This is a genomic window from Kineococcus siccus, assembly GCF_009906795.1.
GTDB lineage: Bacteria > Actinomycetota > Actinomycetes > Actinomycetales > Kineococcaceae > Kineococcus > Kineococcus siccus.
The window spans coordinates 49344-67990 of sequence record NZ_JAAALN010000001.1; the positions used below are offsets into that span (position 1 = coordinate 49344).

At 70.9% G+C, this 18647-nt stretch carries 9 protein-coding genes and 1 pseudogene; 3 read left to right on the plus strand and 7 right to left on the minus strand.

Translation table 11 applies throughout. The annotated features are described in order from the left end of the window. Positions 1-258 precede the first annotated feature (258 nt). The 4 genes and pseudogenes from GTR02_RS00215 to GTR02_RS24070 all read right to left on the minus strand — a co-directional run bounded on the left by GTR02_RS00215 (position 259) and on the right by GTR02_RS24070 (position 8193). Positions 259-1122 (minus strand): hypothetical protein, encoded by an 864-nt coding sequence (locus tag GTR02_RS00215; RefSeq protein WP_166605454.1) that lies wholly within the window; start codon positions 1120-1122, stop codon positions 259-261. Between the two features lie 87 nt (positions 1123-1209). Next, positions 1210-1796, minus strand: a pseudogene (locus tag GTR02_RS24830) (DUF6308 family protein). 119 nt (positions 1797-1915) lie between these two features. Further along, positions 1916-5152, minus strand: coding sequence for a UvrD-helicase domain-containing protein (locus GTR02_RS00230; RefSeq protein ID WP_166605457.1), 3237 nt, complete (start codon positions 5150-5152; stop codon positions 1916-1918). After that, on the minus strand, positions 5149-8193 hold the full coding sequence (locus GTR02_RS24070) for a PD-(D/E)XK nuclease family protein (protein WP_166605458.1): 3045 nt from the start codon (positions 8191-8193) through the stop codon (positions 5149-5151). Before GTR02_RS24070 ends, GTR02_RS00230 begins: the two co-directional genes overlap by 4 nt. Before the next feature lie 237 nt (positions 8194-8430). Here GTR02_RS24070 and GTR02_RS00240 point away from each other — a divergent pair, with 237 nt between their 5' ends. Next, positions 8431-8760, plus strand: a complete 330-nt coding sequence (locus GTR02_RS00240) for a hypothetical protein (protein ID WP_166605459.1) — start codon at positions 8431-8433, stop codon at positions 8758-8760. Positions 8761-8881: 121 nt separating this feature from the next. On the opposite strand, the gene GTR02_RS00245 is transcribed toward GTR02_RS00240, so the two are convergent. The 3 genes from GTR02_RS00245 to GTR02_RS00255 are packed head-to-tail and all read right to left on the minus strand — an operon-like array spanning position 8882 to position 14023. After that, on the minus strand, positions 8882-11203 hold the full coding sequence (locus GTR02_RS00245) for a DEAD/DEAH box helicase (RefSeq protein WP_166605460.1): 2322 nt from the start codon (positions 11201-11203) through the stop codon (positions 8882-8884). Next, positions 11172-12509, minus strand: a complete 1338-nt coding sequence (locus tag GTR02_RS00250) for an ATP-binding protein (protein ID WP_166605461.1) — start codon at positions 12507-12509, stop codon at positions 11172-11174. The genes GTR02_RS00245 and GTR02_RS00250 overlap by 32 nt, the downstream gene beginning before the upstream one ends. Beyond that, on the minus strand, positions 12506-14023 hold the full coding sequence (locus GTR02_RS00255) for a tellurite resistance TerB C-terminal domain-containing protein (protein ID WP_166605462.1): 1518 nt from the start codon (positions 14021-14023) through the stop codon (positions 12506-12508). Before GTR02_RS00255 ends, GTR02_RS00250 begins: the two co-directional genes overlap by 4 nt. Positions 14024-14424: 401 nt before the next feature. On the opposite strand from GTR02_RS00255, the gene GTR02_RS00260 reads away from it, so the two are divergent. Next, positions 14425-16647: a HelD family protein gene (locus GTR02_RS00260; RefSeq protein WP_166605463.1), complete on the plus strand. Its 2223-nt coding sequence runs from the start codon at positions 14425-14427 to the stop codon at positions 16645-16647. Between the two features lie 143 nt (positions 16648-16790). Next, complete coding sequence (locus GTR02_RS00265; protein WP_205708354.1) at positions 16791-18578, plus strand: TerD family protein; 1788 nt, start codon at positions 16791-16793, stop codon at positions 18576-18578. Positions 18579-18647: the final 69 nt, after the last annotated feature.

The following is an 18647-nucleotide window of genomic DNA, read 5'->3' on the forward strand; positions in this document are numbered from 1 at the left end:
GTTGTAGAAACGACGCCGTGCGTGGCTGAGTGCATGACGTCACTGAGCTGGAGTCCGCCGGTGACGTAGTGATGGTGAGAGCCGGCAGCCATGTCGGCCCAGCGCGCCCGGAACTCTCGAGCGACCCGCCGGCCTTCGACCCCCGGCAGTGGCAGCGGTGCGCCAAGACCGGGAGCCCGAGTTGAAGATGTCGCGCGACGTACGGGTGGCGTTGCTTCGACTAGCTTCGGTCGATCACTGATGACATGCGGTACAGCCTCACCGACCCCGAGTGTGGACACGGTCGTCACCGAGGTGCTTGTAGCGAACCGGACCACCGCGGGGGTCGACCTGCACGTAGGCAGTACGAAAAGGAGCGTCAAGCGTTTGCAGATACTCTTCGATCTTCGGAGCATCTCGGATGGCGACGCGCGAGAGGTGCAAGAGATAGGGAAAGGCGACCTGACTGTTGCTGAACTTGTAGGCGTCCTGTCGCAGGTGCTTGAGGCCGTAGTCGAGCCCCACTTCGATGACGATCGGCGCCTCGATTCGACCGTCACGCAGTTGCCTGAAGGTTGCTCGCTGCACCTGCGCTGGCGCCAGGATCGCCAGATCGAAGTTCCCGCGTCCTTGTCCTTCCTTGTCTGGGCGAGGTCTTGTTTCAGGCCACTCCTTGTGAACTAGTTGAGTGCTCAGGGCGCCACCGGCAAAGGTGACTATCTGAGACAGCACCTCATGCTCCTTGACGAAGTGGAACAACTCGGCATGCAGGGAGTGCTCAACGCGGTGCAAGTACGGGTTGTCGATGAACTCGGTCACGACGGCCGTGATGGCCCGCTCTACCGCGGGCCGCGCCTGCTCCGCCCACGCTCTGTCCGCGGCCGTCAGGCCGACCAGGGGTTCAAGACCCGGCCCTGTACCGCCTCCACCTTCGCCCGGCAGCTCGAGCATTCCGCCCCGAACGACGAGCCACTCCTTCAGTGAGCCGATCTCGTTGTGCTGGTAAATAAGTTCCCGGGAGACCTCCTGAGCGATCGGTAGCCGGTAGCAGGCGTCGACGCCGCTGTTGACCTCGGGGCCGACAAAGATGCGCACCGTCTGCGTCAACCGGCCACGCACGTGCTTCACGAACTGACCGTCCACGAGGGAGTCATCGCCACTCATGCTTTGAGCATGCCCCGGTCCGCGTCCCGTGCACCGGTAGTGCGTGTCGGTAGCCTGCTGTCCTTCTCACGCCAGTTTGTGCGACACCGGAAGCTCGTCGAGGTCGAGCTGTACCGCGTCCCTGCGGTGGCCCATCCACAGAGCGACGTCGAGGACCCGCAGGGCGGAGACGCGAAAGTGCAGGTCGGCTTCTGCGGCGAGACGACGGAGCGCGACTGATAGTGCTGGGTCCTGAAACTCCTCCCACATGGTCAGCCAGAAGCGGTTGCGGGACCACCCCAAGGCGGCCCTGACCACGCCGTCGTGGACCGGGATCAAGGCGGGCCGCTTCGAGCGAGCAGCTTGCCGGCGGTCACGGAACCGACGCCCTTCAACTCCTGCACAGTCCTCCAGAAATCGGCGGCCGCCCCATCGTCCGACACGACGAGGACCTCGGAACCAGCCAGGTCGACGCCAACGGGGATCTGGGGGAGCAGCGCAGCGAGCCTCCGCCCGACGGGACCGTCCACCAGGTCCAGCGCCGCCGGCGCGGGAATCGCGACGCTCAACGCGCCGACCGCGAGGACGTCGACGGCCGTGATGACGTCGGCGACCGCTGGGCGATCACCGCCGCCGTCGATGGCCTCGAACCACCCGCCGGTGACGGGGGGCATCTCGTCGGCTGGTCGTCCGACGCCGAAGTAGGTCTTGAGGTCTTGCACGACTGACGGACGGTCGAGCCAAGCGTGCAGGTCGGCTCCGCGCAGGGGCGTTGTCGTGCTGGGCACCAGAGTCACTCCTCAGAGGTGGGACGGGCGAAGACGAGGTGGGTCTCGGGACGGCGTCCGAGGACGCGCTCCACCGCGTCGGCGTAGGCGGACAGCTGCGGTCGGTAGAGCTCTCGCTTGGCGGCCATCTCCGCGGCGGTGACGGCCCTGTCGGTCTTCCAGTCCACCACCACCAGACGGCCGTCGTCGGTCTCCGCAAGCAGGTCGATGTAGCCCTCGACGTACCGCGTGCCGTCGTCGACGACGAGGTACACCTCTCGCCACGACGACTCCGGTGTGAGGTGCTGGGCCACGTCAGAGGCCAGTGCGGTCCGCACACGACCGGCGACGTCGGTGACCAGGTCCGGAATGCCCTGCGCTAGGCACGCCGCAAGCGCCAGTGCCTGCAGCTCCTCCTCCGCGGGTGTCGGAAGGGTGGCGAGCTCGAGGACCCGGTGCACGGCGGTACCGATGGCCGCGCCGCGGCCACCACGGCGAGTAGACCCCCTCGACCGCTGTGGAGCGGTCAGCGGGACGTCCACCGGAACGGTCGACTCGTCGGAGCTTGCTCGTTCCCGCGCCAGCGCTGTGGGGCTGGTCGCCACTCGCGCGGCGAGGTCAGCGAGCAGCTGGGCGCGGTCGCGCGAGAAGGCGTCGCGGTCGGGGATCGACCACGTGGTCACGGGCTCGAGCAGAGGGTCGGTGGCCGAGGGGGGCGGGGCTGCCTCCGTGCGGACCAGGCCGGCCGGCGACAACAGCTCCCACAGGCGCTGTGCAGCACTGGTCTTGCTCGACTTCGTCTTCGGGGGCCGGTAGTAGCAACCGATGACGAGATGGTCCATGGCCCGGGTGAGCGCGACGTACAGGAGACGCGTTGCTTCCCGTGCGCGTTCGGCGTCCTCGGTGGTGGTGGCGTCCGGCCAGCCGGCCATCTCGAGGACGTCGGCCTTGAAGCGGACGAGCGGCCCGGTGTCCGCCCAGAGCACGCTGTCCGTGCGGCGGCCGGAGCTGCTGAGGCCAGCTACCACCGTGATCGGGAACTCGAGCCCCTTGGACCCGTGGACCGTGAGTATGCGCACCGCGTCGTCGTCGGCCTCGGGGACCACCGTCTCGAGCAGGTCAGCGTCGCTCTCCGTCTGCTGGACGGCCCACGCGACGAACCCGCTCAGCCCGGCGCCACCGGCGTCGCACCAGGCTCGTGCCTGGTCGACGACGAAGCGGAGCCGACGCCAGTGGTCACGCGGTCGTGGCTGAGACGCCGTCAGCTCAACGAGGCGCAGCTCGCGCACGACCTCGTCGACGAGGTGGTTGACGGGGATCCACCAACGGCGCTCGTGCCAGCCGCGCAAGAGCTGCAAGGCCGATGCGACGGGGTGCTCGGTGGTCAGCTCGTCGGGAGTGCGCGCGAACAGCGACCACCGCCCACCGGCGGCCCGCCACTCGAGGAGGTCGACGTCCGAGCACGCGAGCCCCGGCTGCCGCAGCGCCGCGAGCAGCGCGACCTCGTCGGCGGGGGAGTCGATCGCCTGCAGGAGCGTCACGAGGTTGCGGACGGCCTCGGTCGACCACACGAGACTGCGGCTCTCGATCCGGTACGGAACACCCCGAGCGTCCAGCGCCCGCTGCAGCGCGGGCAGCGTCGTCCGGGTGGGGAGCAGGACCGCGACGTCCGAGAAGGTCGCGGGTCGCCCGTCGCCCACGAGCCACCCCTCGGCCTTCGCCCGCACGATGACGTCGGCGATGTGTTCGGTCTCCTGCTGCCGCAGTGTGGCTGCCCCGGCGCCAGGGTGCGGGCCACCGAGGAGCAGGACCGGAGGCTGGTCGGCGACCACGGCCGCGCGGGCGGGGTGCAGCCGCGAGTAAGGCATGCCGGCGCCCGGGTCGGAGCCGATCAGCTCGTCGAAGGCGTGGTTGGCTGCGGCCAGCACTCCGGGCACGCTGCGGAAGTTGACGGTCAGTCCGCTGCGGCCGGAGTCGTGCTCGTCGCCGACCGCCGCAAAGGTCGCGACATCGGCCCGGCGGAAGCGGTAGATGGACTGCTTGGCGTCGCCGACGAAGAACAGGCGACCGTCCGGGATGGGAATCTGCGACCAGTGCGTCGGAGGGGCCGCGCCGCAGTCCCCCGCGATGAGGCAGGCGATCTCGATCTGCAGCGGGTCCGTGTCCTGGAACTCGTCGATCATGAGCACGGGCCACGCCGCGTGGAGCTTCTCCCGGACTGACCGCTCCGCGCGCAACAGGTCCCGCGCGTGCACCAGGAGGTCGTGGTAGTCGAGCGCCCCTTCGGTTCGTCGGCGCGTCGACTGCTCGAGCACCCAGTCCTGCAGGCGGGCCGCGAGTGTCTCGGTGACCGCCGCCCCTACGGCACCGAGCAGGGCCAGCCGCTCGTCTTCAGCGCGTGTCAGCGCGTCGATGACGCGGCCCTTGTCGAGACCGGCGGCCGTCCAGGCAGCCTTGTTGCCGACGTTCTTCAGCACCTTCTCGGTCAGCAGGTCGAGGACGTCGGCTTCCTCGCGGGCGTGCTCGAGAGCGTCGAGCAGGGGGACGATCCACTCCTGCAGGAAGTCCGTCAGACGGTCGCCGGCGGGCCACGCCGGGGCGTCCTGCACGGCGCGGCGCAGGTGGCCCGTGATGGACGACGCGTCGACCCTCGGCATGGGCCGCGCTCGCAGCGGACGTGTCACCAGCCGGTCCCACGACTGCGACAGTGCGGTCGCGACTTCGCGCAGCTTGTCGAGGGAGAGGCCGAGCGTGAGGCCGGCGACGACGTGCCGCTGCAGCGTCTCGTCAGCGAGCAGGTCGGAGAGGGCGTCCTGCCAGTCCTCGGCGACGAGGTCGTGCCCGCCCGCGGCGGTAGCGATCGTGAAGGTCGGTGGGAGGCCTGCCTCCAGCGGTGCCTCGCCGAGGATACGGGTAGCCCACCCGTGCAACGTCGCGATCACAGCGTCGTCGAGGTGGTCCAGCGCGCTCCGGCACCGCGCTCGTTGTGCGTCGTCGTACGCGGCGCCGCGGTGCGCCCCGCGCGCACCGTCCTCGAGGCCCTCCCGGATGCGGCTGCGCAGCTCTGCCGCCGCGTTCTCGGTGAAGGTGATGGCTGCCAGTCCGTCGATGGACGTCAAGTGCGCGGTGGCGACCATGTCGACGACGCGAGCGACCAGGGCCGTCGTCTTCCCCGTGCCTGCACCGGCCTCGACGAAGAGGGTGTTTGTGTGGGCAGTGCGGATGCGGTTCCGGTCTGCTTGGTCGGCGAAGGGGGTACTCACGCCTCCTCCTCCGTGCCGACGAGACGGCGGTACTCGGCGACCGCGGGGCTCTCGCGCGCCGCGCGCCACTGCTCCCCCCGGGTGTCGGGGCACACCCGGTCGAACGCGCAGTAGCGGCACGCGTCCCACCCGCGGCTGTCGTCCGGTTTGCCGGGGTTGGCGGGGAAGATCCCCAAACGGATGCCGGAGACGGAGACCTCGAGGGCGTCCGTGAGCCGCTCGACCGCGGCGTCGTCGATCGCCGATCCGACCTCGACGCCCCCGCGCTCCACCAGCGAGAAGTAACCCTCGACAGGTGTCCGATCTGATCCGAACCGAGCTCGAGAGGCGAGGGCGTACAGCGGGAGCTGCAGCATGCGTCCCCGGTCGACGACGTCTGGCGCCGCCTCGCCGCTGCCCCGCACCGGCAGGTCGGCGTACTTCGCCGCCTTCCCGGCCTTGTAGTCGAGGACCACCAGTCCGCCGTCGATGGTGGCGTCGACCCGGTCGACGAAGCCCGCGAAGGTGACCGGACCCTGCGTCGGCAGGTACACCTCGAGGTCGGGGTGACCATCGCGGCCGAACGGCATCTCCAGGGCGATGGGCCACGAACCGTTGCGGCGGCGGGACTCGCTGTCGGCCTGCAGCGCTGCGGTGAGCGCTCGCCGCAGCCGGGACCGTTCCACGGACCAGACGGCGGCGTGACGACCCGCGAGGCCCTCGGCGACGAAGCCGGCAACGCGGTCTTCGAAGATGCGCAGGAGGTCGTCGAGGTCGGCGTCGGACCAGGCCTCCCCCGGGTCACGGCCGGGCCGCTCCGTGTCTCCGAGGTGATCCGACAGGAACTGCTCGAGGACGGCGTGCACCAGGGTCCCGCGCTCCCGGGGGTCCACCCCGTCCCGGGCACCGACGTCCTCGACGTCGCGGATCCCCAGCACGTACTGGAACAGGTGCCGGGTGGGGCAGGTCGCCCACTCCTGGAGGGCGCTCGCCGAGTGGCGCTGGTCGATCTCCGTGCGCACGACCGCTGGCAGTGCGCCTACGCCTCCTGTCCACTCCCCGAAGGTGCCGCGCGCTCGGGTGCGGGCGGCGCGCAGACCACGGCGCAGACGGTGGTCGTGGGAAGCCAGGACGTCGACGCCGCCGCGCACCGCGATGGCGACGTCCAGCTCGTGCGGGGAGGCGAAGACTCCGGTGCGGAGCAGGGCGTCGGTGGACGAGTCGTACGTCGTGAGCCAGTCGGCGGTGAGGGCCGTGAGGTCTTCCATCGACACCCGTCGGCCGGCCAGCCGCTCAGCTTCCTCGAGGAACCAGGGCGAGGGGAACTGACGACGTTGGGAGCGGGTGTTGGCTCGTGCCGTGGACAGGTGCACGTGCCGTGCCGCGCCGAGTGCTGCGACCCAGGCATCTCGCGCGTCCGCACGACGGGAGGCCACTGTGGCGAGGTGCGGTGACAGGAGCTCGCGATCGGCGTCTCGTAGGACGGGGTGTTCGCGTTGCCGGGCGGGCGCCGCGTCCTCGGTGAGCCCCACGACGACCAGCAGGTCGAGCTCCGCTCCGGTGAAGTCAGCGATGGAGCCCACGAGGATGCCTCGGCCGAGGGTCGTGGTGCCGGGCACGGAGGCGCGGAGCTCGTCGGCGACGACGTCCGCGACCGAGGCCGGGGTCGGTGGAGCTGACGTGCGGTCCAGCTCGGCGAGGTCTGTGAGCGCCCGGGTCACGTCGGTGTGCGCCTGCTGCTCGCGCTCGACCACCGCGTCGAGGTCGGCAGAGGTGCTCCGCGACCAGCCGTCCACCACCGTCGGCTCACCCAGGCACTGCCGGAGCAGGGCGAGCAAGCCGTTCGACACGTCGGTCCACGTCGTTGCCGTGAGGGCCGCGTCGGCGAGCCCAGCGATCGCCTCCACGGTGTCGCCGAGGCTCGCCGCGTCGGCCAGTCGCCGGTCGCGGGCCTCTCGAGCAGCCCCGTCGGTGGTGTCGTGGGCCGCTTGTTTGCGGCTCCAGCGGTCCAGCCGCAACCGCCAGGTGTCCAGCCCGCGGGAGACGCCGGCTTCTCGGGAGATCTGCTCCCACCGCCACGACGGCACCGGCTCCCCGTCCGCCGTCCTCATCGGCGCCGCGGAGAGCCACGTCAGCGTGTCAGCGCGGGGGTACCCGCGACGGTGCAGCTGAAGAGCGGACAGCAGGGTGCGGCCCGCGAGGGTCTCGTCCAGGCGACGCCGCACCGCGACGTGGTGCGGAAGGCCAGCGGCGCTGAGCTGCTCGGCGAGCATCCGGGCGTACGGCACCTCGGTGCTGAAGGCGATCCCGAGGCGCTCCGGCCGCACGGGGTGCCGTTCGAGGTGGTCGACCACGCGGCGCACCGCCGTGCGCACCTCCTCCTCCGCGTCCGGGGCCACGGTGAGGTGGACGTCGACGGTCGTCGGGGACGCCTCCCGCGGCACGCGGTGGAGGTGACCGGCGGCGCTGAGCTCCTCCAGGAGTTCACGTTCGGCGGCGTTGACCGGCTCGTCGGTGGCCAGGAGCACCCGCACCGGCAGGTCGGTGCCCGCTCTGACCGCTGCTGCCGCCGCCCGCAGCAGCTCCGGAGGGGTGAGCGCACCGCCGAGGTGGTGGCGGTAGTCCGCGTACAGGTCGAGGACGTCCCCGGCGCGTGGAGAGAGATCGGTCGGGCGGTGAAGGGGGTCGACGTCCGCCCGGTCGAGCTCGCCCACCAGCCTCTCGAGCAGCCGGGCGCCGGCGAGGTCGTCGGCCATGGTCGTGACTGAGCTGGGGGAGGAGGTGGCGAGGGCGCGGCGCAGGGCCTCGCATCGGCGGCCTGGTGTCACCAGTGAGCGTGGGCCGGCGAGATCCAGAGCCAAGTGAAGGGCGGCCAGCTGCTCGGCGAGCTGGCTGACGGACCCGAACCGGACGTTGGCGAGACCGGACGAGGCCGCGAGCGTGCGCCGCAGGGTGATGGCCGCGATGGTGCCGGGGACGATCACGTGGGTGCGAGCCAGCGGATCCCCGGCGCGAGCGTCGAGCAGCGTGGCTCGCGCGGCCTCGAACCGGTCAGCGCTCACCATCGGACCGTAGTCAGACGGTTGCAATCTGTCGATGCGGCGCCCATCGCTACGTCCTTCGGGCCGGGCAACTTGTGAAGGCGACGGACCTCAGCCCCCGTTACGCGCGGGTCCTGTCGTCCGCGCGCGGAAGGCCGACGCCATCGAAGGCCGGACGGGGCCCGCATCCCCCTCGACCACGCCGCTCCTGCGCGCTGCCAGGCCTGGCGCCTGAGCTCGCAGGGTCACCAGCCGTCGGTGCTGCTCGAGCCCCCTCTCCTCGACGGCCGTCTGCTGCGCTCGGGTGGCCTCCACCTCGAGCCGAGCCTGATCCAGCTGTCGGGTGAGCTCGTCGATCTGGGACTGCATCGCCACGGTGCCGACCTGAGCCTCTGCGACAACTGCCTCCGCGATCGCCGCCGCGTCCTCCCTGCGTCCCCGCTCGTGGTCGAGCAGCTGCTCGAGCTTCGCTTCGACCGCCCGGCACCGCTGATGATCAGGCGACGCGCGGTGGGCGTCGTCACGCGCAGCCGAGAGGTGTTCGTCGAACTCGTCCATCTGTTCGAAGACCAGGCCGAAGAGCTCTGACATGGAAGCTCGAGCGGCGTCCAGCAGTTGCCGCGATCGGGCGGGCGACAAGAGTTCGGCGATCTCCGTCACGAGGGGGCTCCGAGACTGGACAGGTGGATGGGCTGGTCGTTCAGTCGCCTCACTGCGGGGAGCCGATCGAGAGGGCTGCGCTGAGGGCAGCCGTGGCACCCATCACGTCGATCATGCGACTGGCGTACTCCGCGGTCAGGAGATCGTCGGGCAGCAGGTAGTCGTAGCGCCCGACCTGGCGAAGGGCGACACCGGTGGCCAGAGCCAGGGGCTCGGGCGGTGCCTCCGCGACCATGCGGTGGAGCAGGAGCTCCACGACGTCGACGTCCTCGGCGACCTGGAGCCCCGCGGGCTCAGCGAGCACGCTCACGCCGGGAGCGACCAGGTGCAGCCACCGCCGGATCGTCTCTTGCTCCCGGTCCCCGGTGAAGAGGGCGACGAAGCAGCCAGTGCCTTCGGCGACGACTGCCCGCTGGGCGAGCTGCAAGCGCTGGAACTCCTGACGGCCTTGCTGCAGCAGGGCGACGGCGGGTTCGTCGAGGTACGTGGGGACGACGGACGACTGGTACAGCCGGCGCATCGTCTCGCGGACGTAGCGGTGCACGGATCCGGAGCCGCCGCCGCTGAAGTGGCGAGGAAGGCCCTTGCCGTAGGGCACGACGTCCACCTTCCAGCCGCTCGGGTGGATGGCGGTGACCTTCCACGTCCGGCCCGCGAGGGCGAGCGTCGAGTCGACTCCGAGCGGCTGCCGCGAGGGGAGGGTGCCGATCTCCTTGCCATCGTGACGCACGGAGTACTCGGCGGAGGTGGTGAAGACAGACAGGAAGTCCCGCTTCGACACCAGGTCGTGCCCCTGCTCGTCGAGGTGCAAGCCGCCGCTCGCCGCGTCCTGTCGCACCACTGCCCGCGCTGCCAAGGCGCGCAGGACCTCCCCGTACGCGGCGGGAGTGACGCGTCGCCAAGGCCCACGTCGGCAGAGGAGCTCGTAGAGATCCTTGGGCGTCGCCCCTGCGGGTGAGGCCAGGAGACACAGGGTCTGGTGCACCAGTGTCGACAGGCCGAGGACCTCCGCGTCGGGCGGCTCGACCCACCCCTCTTCGACCACGAGGTGCACGGACGCCATGTTCTGCAGCAGGTTCGTGCGCAGTCGAGCTGACGTGCCGAGGGGCCGCGGTGGGGCCAGCTCGTCCTGCCCGGCCTCGTCGGGGACCGGTGACTCCGTCACGTGCAGGCGCAAGGCCGGGCGCGTGCCGGCTTCCCGGCCGCTGCGGCCCAACCGCTGACGGAGGCTCGCCACCGACAGGCAGGTGTCGATCTGCGTGACCTGGTCGAGGTGCGGCAGGTCGACACCGAGCTCGAGCGTGCTGGTGCAGACGATGGTGGTGTCGCTCGCCTCTCGCATCGCCCGCTCCGCTGCACGACGCACCGGTGCGGAGAGGGACCCGTGGTGGGCGAAGTAGCGCTCGGGGCGTCGCGACGTCGTCACCTCGTCGTCGGCCAGCAGGGTGGCCATCTCCTCGACCGCGCCGCGACTGCTCGCGAAGACAAGACTCCGACGGCCCCGCGTGTCTGCGTCGATGCGGCGGGCCATGTCCAGTCGCTCCCCCCGGGCGGTGTCGCGCGTGGACAACTCGGTGGTGGGGTGTCGTGCGGTGAGGGTATCGATGGCGGGCGGACGTTCGAGGTACCCGTACAGCGCGACGTCGAGGTCGAGTCGGCTGGCCCCCGGCGTCCGGACGACCGTCACCTCGCGGCCCTGACCGGGTCGGAGGAAGTCGCACATCGCCGCTTCGTCGGAGACAGTGGCGCTCAGTGCGATGCGGGGCACTCGGCGACCGACGACGGCGTCGAGCTGGGTGAGCAGGGACTGCACCTGGTGTCCCCGGTCAGTGCCGGCGAAGGCGTGGACCTCGTCGATGATCACGTACTGCAGGGGTGCCAACCACTGCGCCAGCCCGAGAGGTCGGCGCAGCAGCAGTCCCTGCAAGGACTCGGGCGTCGTCAGCACCGCGGCTGGCGGCTCGCGCAGGATGCGCTTCTTCCGCGTATCGGCGACGTCGCCGTGCCACGCCTCCACCTGCAGGTCCAGCCGGCCGGCGTAGTCGGACAGTCGCAGGACCTGGTCGTCGATGAGCGCCTTGAGCGGACTGAGCGACAGGGTCCCGAGGGCGGTGTGACTCTGGTCGAGGAGGCGGGAGAAGATCGGCAACCACGCAGCCTCGGTCTTCCCGCTGGCCGTGCCGGCGATGATCAGGACGTCCTGATCGGCCGACTGGACGGCGGCCGCGGCGGCCACCTGGATCGGTCGCAGAGCACGCCAGTCGAGCTGCCGCACCAGGCGCTGTACACCGGGGTGCCAGCTCGAGAGGACGCCGTCCTGGGAGGGGGCCGTTGCGAGTTCAGACGCGGAAGCCGGCGAGATCACCGTCATTGCTGTCGCTCACCTCCGCAGTGCTGGAGGAGAAGAGGGGGAACGAGTCGGTCACCGCCGGGCCGGTGTCCTCATGAACTCCCACCTGCCCCAGCAGGGGACGCCAGGCCTGTCGGGGGTTCTGCACCAGGATGCTGAGGAACTGCAACCAGCTCCGCGTCGCTTCCCGGGGGGTGAGTTGCGTGAATCCACCGAGTTGGGCCCCCGCGTGCTCGAGGAAGGCGGAGATGGCCTCCCCCAGCTCGCCGTCCACGGGGTCGCGCTGGCCGTTGCTGCAGAAGACGCGGTGGACGTTCTCCAGCAGGACGTACAGGTCCTCCACCACCAGCTGCTGCAGCTCGATGACGGGACCGCTGTTGTCCTGGAGGTCCCCGCCGGCGAACCTGTTGCCCGACAGCCGCTGGCGCAGGGCCCCGTAGCTGTACAGACCCGTCGTCGGGTGGGTGACGAACTCGGGAACGCCGGCGAAGACCATCATGAGGTGGTCGGCGTGCCCGCCAAGCAGGCTGTTGACCATCGTCAGGACCTGCTCGTAGTTGGCGTCCCGCGTGACGCGGTTGAGGCGGAGCAGGACGCCCATCTCGTCCAGCTCGACGAGGAGGCCGGCGTAGCCGGCCAACCGGACGAGCGACGCCATCAGACGCATGGACGGGAAGAGGTCCGCGTCCCCGATCATCCCGTTGACGCCGATGGCCGCCCGCGCCTCGCTCTTGATGCGGTACTCGCCGCGCAACCAGCGCAGCACGCCGCTGCGCCGCTCCTCGTCGCCCTGGCGCACAGCCTCGGCGTAGGAGAGGATCACGTCGACGAACTCGTAGCCGCCGCGGTACTTCTCCAAGGCGACCAGCCGTTCCCGGATGACGTCTTCCCGGTCCTCACCGCGCTCGCGGGCGATGACGCCGCAGGAGTCGATGAACCGCTCGAGGACCTCGCCCATCGCGCCGCCCTCGGGTTGCGTCTTGGTGCCCGCGGAGGCGACGAGCGAGGAGTGCAGGGCCCTGACACGACCGTCCGTCCCGTACAGGCGGGAGTCCTGGGTGATGTCCGCCTGCATCGTGACGAAACCGGCGCGCTGGGCCGCCTGCCGGATGACCTGGAGGAAGAAGCTCTTCCCGGCGCCATACTCGCCCACGATGAAGCGGACGGCAGAACCACCGTCCTTGACGTGCCCGAGGTCCTGCGTCAGGGCGGAGACTTCCTCGCCCCGCCCGACCTGGAGGTGCTCCAGGCCTCGGCTCGGAGCCACTCCGGCTTGGAGAGCGTTGAGGATGGCGATGCGGTCGTTCTTGCGGACAGGCGTGGTCATGACAGGAGTTCCTTCGCAGAGTCGTCGACCCACACCGCACGGTTCGGGTCATCCACTTCGATGAGCGGCACGTCCAAGGGGGTGCCACGGTCTTCCATGCGGCGCTCAGCCCAGTCGTTGATCCGCTGCAGTGCTGACAGGGGGACGAGGTCCAGGTCCCTGGCCCAGGTGCGGACGTCGTCGATGGCGTGAACTTCGGCCGACACGAGCTGCAGGAACAGCGCCGTGGTCGCGGCGTCGAGGATCACCGCGGAGTCGACGAGCGGGGCGGAGTCGTCGTCCGTGTCGGCGTCCCCGTCGTCCTCGGGAGCCAACCCCTCCAGCGCGGCCCGGGCCCGCTCCGCGTTGAGCCGCAACGCGGCGATCCGGCCGAAGTCCATCGAGCCGGTGGTACCCGCCGCCTCGGCGGCCGGCGCCTCGGTCGTGGCGGGGTCGATCTGCTCGGAGAACTCGTCGACCACCGCAGAGTCGACAGGCGCCGCGACCTCGACGGAGGACTCGGTAGCCGCGGTTCCGAGGAGCGCGCTGGTGAGGACCGTCATCGCCTCGAAGTAGGGGGAGTCCTCCGACACGAGGGTGGTGAGCCACTCGGCCAGGTGACGCGAGCCGCGGGAGCCTGCGCGGGTGACGTAGGAGCGGACGGCCTCGCTGGTGGCCGGCTCCGAACGGCGCCACTGGGCTCGCGCTTCCAAGTGCTCTCGGTGCGACGGGCTGACGTCTCGCAGGTCAGCGAGGTGGTGGACCAGAGCTTCGTGGAGCTCAGGGTCCAGCGTGCCGCTGGAGTCCAGCAGGGCGAGAGCGTCGACGCACGCGAAGGCGCGGCCGAGCATGCCGTCGTGCCCCCCGATCGGTGCGGTGGGGCGGTACACGAGGGCGGTGCGCACCTCGGGCTGGTCACCGTCGGGCTGGATCGCCCAGCCGTGGGGCAGGTGACGTCGCAGGACGTTGCCGGTCACGACCTCGGACAGGCTGACCAGGCGCGTCCGGCCGTCCTCGAGGGCGGAGAAGTCGAGCGGTGCGTCGTCGCCGAGGTGCACCGCCGGCAGCAGCCAGGACTCGACGTCCGACGTCAGGAGCAGGGGCTCCTCCTCCTCCTCCTCGAGGTCGTCCTCGTCGTCGTCCTCGTCTTCCCAGTCGTCACCCTCGTGCAGGTCGTCCTCGCTCAGGAGGTGGTCGACCTCGTCGTGCTGCTCCTCGAGGTCCTCCGTCGCCTTCTGCTCGACGACCTCCGCGGTGGCGACGGCGGGCGCCGCCCACGCGACGGGCGCCGACACCTCAGAGTGGTCTGGAGGAGCGATCAGCTGCGGCGGGTCGCCGGCGGGCAGCTCACGGGCGAGAACCGCCTCGGTGGCGGCTGACCTCTCGGCCGTCTCCGTGTCGTCCAGCGCCTGGCCGGCGGTCACGACGAGACGGCGGTGCAGCTGCGCGCGCTCCTGCTCTGCCACCGCGAGGTCCTGCCGCAGCGCTGCGACCTGCTCCTCGACGCGCTCCAGTTCGGCGAGCAGCGTCCGCACGGTCGGCGGGACGAGGTGGTTCGCCGCCGCTGTGGTGGGCGTGCGACCGAACCACCCGAGCGCGGAGGACGTGCTGTGGGAGCTTCCGCGGGCTCCTGCGGCTGCGGCGTCGCTCGTGGGAGGCGCCGGGGCGGGAGCCGCCGACGCAGGGGAGGAGAGCATGGATGGTTGGTCGGGTGTCCGCTCGGCGCACTTGAGCGGCACGGCGAGCATCTCAAGGCGACCGCACCCCCCGCCGATCCTCCCCAGGTGCCCCGGCGGCCCTCGGCGGTGACCGCGAGGGCGTACCGCCACCTCAGGCTTCTGAGACGCGTCGAGCCGCGTTCGCCAGCCCCACCACTTCGTCTCGTCCGTTCCGGTCAGCTGCCCGACGGTGCGGACCGTGACCCCAGGAGAGCTCCATGACGGTTGTGCATCCGGACCTGGCGTCCGAGCAGGAGTACGTCGCGACGGCGTACCGGTCCCTGGACCTCGGGCTCGCCTCGGCGGAGCGCAACATCGCCGACCACCAGGCCACCGATCGAGGCGTGCACCGCGCGATGCAGCGGGCGCTCGCGATCCTGCGCGACTCCAAGACGCAGGGCCAGCTGGTCTTCGGTCGGATCGACAAGGGCGCCGACGATCCGCTCTACGTCGGGCGTCGCGTGGTCTTCGACGACGACCGCAACGTCCTGGTGGCGGGCTGGTACACACCGGCTGCGCAACCCTTCTACGAGGCGACCGCGGACGAACCCGGCGATGTCGATCTCAAGCGCACCTTCGTGGAGCAGGACCGTCGGCTCGTCCAGGTCATCGACGAGATCGTGCGGCAGAGCGCGGCCGAAGCCACGGTCCTCCCACCGCACGGCGAGGTGGTCAGCGATGCGCTGCTCGCGGAGCTCGAGCGCTCCCGGGACGGCGCCATGCGCGACGTCGTCGCCACCATCCAGTCAGACCAGTACCGGATCATCCGTGCCTCCCGGGACGGGGTCCTGGTCGTCCAGGGCGGTCCCGGAACGGGGAAGACGGTCATCGGTCTGCACCGCGCTGCCTGGTTGGCGCTGAACGACGAGGAGCTGCGCCGCGAGGGGCTGCTCATCGTCTCGCCCAACTCGGCCCTGCTCTCCTACACCAGTGGAGTTCTCCCCAGCCTGCACGTGGAGGACCTGCGACAGACGGACATCGCCGGCCTGTACGTGGGGGAGGCGTCAGCCAGCGGCGTGGACGACCCGTTGGCCGCGAGGGTGAAGGGGACTGCCGCCATGGCGGACGTCCTGGCGCGTGCTCTGTCGGCGCGCATCGGCTGGTCGGGTGAGGACCTGTCCTTGTCGATCGGGCCGATGCGGGTGGTGGTCCCGAAGGCGGACATCATGGCGCTCGTCGACGACGTCCGAGGTCGAGACCTCAGCCACGGCGAAGGCCGCACCCTCGTCCGGGCGCGGCTGTCCCGGCTCGCCCTCAACCTCTACCGGGACGCGTCGCGGGACGCGGGGCGCCTCGCGCAGGCGAACGGCGCCGCGATCCGTCGGCTGTCGGCCTTCACGAACGCCGTGGACCGCATGTGGCCGACGTTCACGCCCGAGGAGTTCCTGCGGAACCTCTACGGCACGCAGACCTCTCTGGTCGCTGCCGCGGAGGGTGTGCTCACGTCCGAGGAGCGGGCGGCGCTGTTCCGGGTGCAGAACTCGGCGATCGCCGACGAGCCGTGGACGGAGGCGGACCTCTTCTGCCTCGACGAGCTGTCCGGCCTGCTCAACGCGGACGAGACCCGCTACGGCCACGTGGTGGTCGACGAAGCGCAGGAGCTCACGCCCATGCAGGCGCGGGCGCTGGCACGTCGCTGTCCGAGCGGATCGTTCACCGTCCTCGGGGACCTCGCGCAGGCGACGGGCTCCTTCATCCGCGACGACTGGTCCGAGCTCACCGACCACCTGAGCGCCACCCCGTCGACCGTCGAGACCCTGCGGTTCGGCTACCGAGTCCCCGGCTCCGCGCTCGACCTGGCGGCCCGGCAGCTCCCGCTCATCTCGCCTGACCTGCGCGCTCCTACCGCAGTCCGCCCCGGGCGGGTCGACCCGGCCGCCACGCGGGTGGGTGACGAGGACCTCGTGGTGGAGGGCCTCCGGGTCGCGCGCACCGTCGCGGACGCTGGAGCGACCACGGCCGTCATCGTGCCCGACGCCCTCTACGACACCGTTCTGGAGGTGGGAGCAGGAGAATTGGGTGATGGGCGCGCCGGCGACTTCTCCCGGGCTGTGTCCGCGGTTCCCGCCACTCTGGCGAAGGGGCTCGAGTTCGACGCGGTCGTCGTGCTGGCGCCCGACCGACTGGTGGCCGAGCACGAGCACGGCCGACGACTCCTGTACATCGCCCTGACGCGCTGCACCCAGGAGCTCTTCCTCGTCCACTCGGGCGACCTCCCGGCTGGACTGGACCACCTCCAGCGACGTCCTGCAGCGGGGGAGGACGGCCGAGGGGCCGCCGTTTCGGCTGACGACTTCTCGCGGGCGAGCGGCGAGCCTGTCGAGGACGAGCTGGCTGGTCTGATCGCGAGCTTGAACGATGCCGACCGGGCCCTCGTGGCCGCACTGGTCGGCCGACTGCTCGACGTAGCGCCTGTCGGTGAGCGCAGCACCACACCGTGACGAGTGAAGACCCCCTGACCGCGATGAGCTCGCTGACGCGAATCTGAACAGCCAGTCCCGGCGGTCGACGAGAACTTCCCTGTGGTGACGGACGTGTCCGACCCGGGTGCGACCGTCGTCCCACCAACGATCCAGGAGAACGCATGACTGTCTACGTCGAGGTTCCGGCGATGCCGACCGGGGTCTCCTCGCGCTACCCCCAGTGCTACGCCGTTCTGGACGTCGAGACGACGGGTCTGCTGCCCGAGGTCGACCGGGTCGTGCAGATCGCGGTCACGCTGGTCGATGCCGCCGGCGTCGCGGAGCGCTCCTGGTCGACGCTGGTCGACCCGCAGCGCGACCCGGGACCGGTGCACGTCCACGGGATCACCAGGGAACGTCTGCGAGGAGCGCCCACCTTCGATCAGGTGGCGGGGACCGTGGCGCAGCTGCTGGCCGGGCGGGTCTTCGTCGCTCACAACGCGCAGTTCGACTGGGGCTTCCTCGGTGCCGAGATGCGTCGCGCGGGTGAAGCCCTGCCGGTCGACTCGCGGCTGTGCACGCGCGACCTGGCCAAGCGGTTGGACCTGCCGGTGGCGAACCTGAAGCTCTCGACGCTGGCGGCGCACTGGAACATCCCTCAGCACCGCGCGCACGACGCCGAGGACGACACGCGTGTCCTCGTCGAGGTCCTCCGCCGGCAGTTGAGCGTCGCGGCCGAACTGGGCCTCGAGCTGCCGCTGACCCCGTGCCGCACCAGTGCCCGCCCGCTGCGCCTGCCGAGGCCTGTTCCCACCACCTCCCGGCCGGTGCGGCCGCCGAGAGTCGCCTGCTCCTGGGAACTCCCACCCGCCTGGCGGCCCGGCACGCCGCTCGTGCAGGGACACCGCGTGGTCGTGTCCGGCCCGACCACCGCCCCCCGGGCGGACCTCTACCGACGGGCGATCGCAGCGGGGCTCGACGTCAAGGGAGGAGTGAGTCGGGCAACGGCTGCCGTCGTGGCCAACGACTCCGCACCGGGAACCCGCAAGCTCAGGGACGCCGAGAGCTGCGGGACCCCGCGCATCACCGAGGCAGACTTCGAGGCGCTGCTGCTCGACGTGACTCCTGGCACCGCCAAGGCAGACGTACTGTCCCCCGAGCCACGTGCGTCTCGCCCTCGGACGGCGATCGGCCCCTTCGCCCGACGTCGTGTCCTCGTCCTGGGTGGGCCCCACGAGCTGGCCGCTCGAGTGCGGGCGGAGGTCGTGGCCCGCGGAGGCTCGGCTGCGGTCCGGCTGACGACCAGCACCACGGAGTTCGTGGCCCTGGACGGAGCTCGGCAGGACCAGCGCTGGGCCCGCGTTCATGAGCTCGACCTCCCGCGGCTGGACCCGACCACGTGGCAGCGGTTGACGGCGGGAGCACCCAGGGCCGACTCCGCCGCAGCGGACCCCGTCGTCCTACCCCGCGGCGGTACCACCGACCTCCCGGGAGAGGTGGACCGCTGGTTGCTCGACGTCACGTGGACCCACTCCGGCGACGAGGTCGACGTCGTCGCCCTTCGGGTGGACGACGAGCAGCGTGTCACCTCTGATGACGATGTCATCTTCTACGGTGCGCCCACGTCCCCCGACGGCAGCGTGTCCGTGGTCACCGACACACCGGGGCAAGCCGAGGTGGCCGTGGACCTCTCACGCCTCCCCGACGACACCGACGAGGTCCTCATCGTCGCGGCCCTCGCTGCCGGAGTGACCTTCGGGTCCGTCGGTGCCGTCGACCTGACGCTGCGCACTGCGGACGGCGCAGTGTCGGCTCGGGCCACCCTCGACGCGGCGACGGTCGAACGAACGCTCGTCCTGGGGGAGCTCTACCGCCGCCGCGGGAGCTGGCGCTTCCGAGCGCGTGGTCAGGGTTACGAGTTCGGGCTGTCCGAGTTCCTGACGCAGCACGGTGTCGAGGTCGAAGCGTGAGGCCCCCGAGCTCAGACCGGTGAACGCGCCAGCCCTAGCCCGAACAGGTCACCGCGCGCAGCGGGTCGG

Excerpts from the sequence above, each read along its gene's own strand:
- GTR02_RS00245 (WP_166605460.1), bottom strand. The coding sequence starts at position 11,203 with ATGACGGTGATCTCGCCGGCTTCCGCGTCTGAACTCGCAACGGCCCCC.
- GTR02_RS00250 (WP_166605461.1), bottom strand. The coding sequence starts at position 12,509 with ATGACCACGCCTGTCCGCAAGAACGACCGCATCGCCATCCTCAACGCT.
- GTR02_RS00260 (WP_166605463.1), top strand. The coding sequence starts at position 14,425 with ATGACGGTTGTGCATCCGGACCTGGCGTCCGAGCAGGAGTACGTCGCG.
- GTR02_RS00265 (WP_205708354.1), top strand. The coding sequence starts at position 16,791 with ATGACTGTCTACGTCGAGGTTCCGGCGATGCCGACCGGGGTCTCCTCG.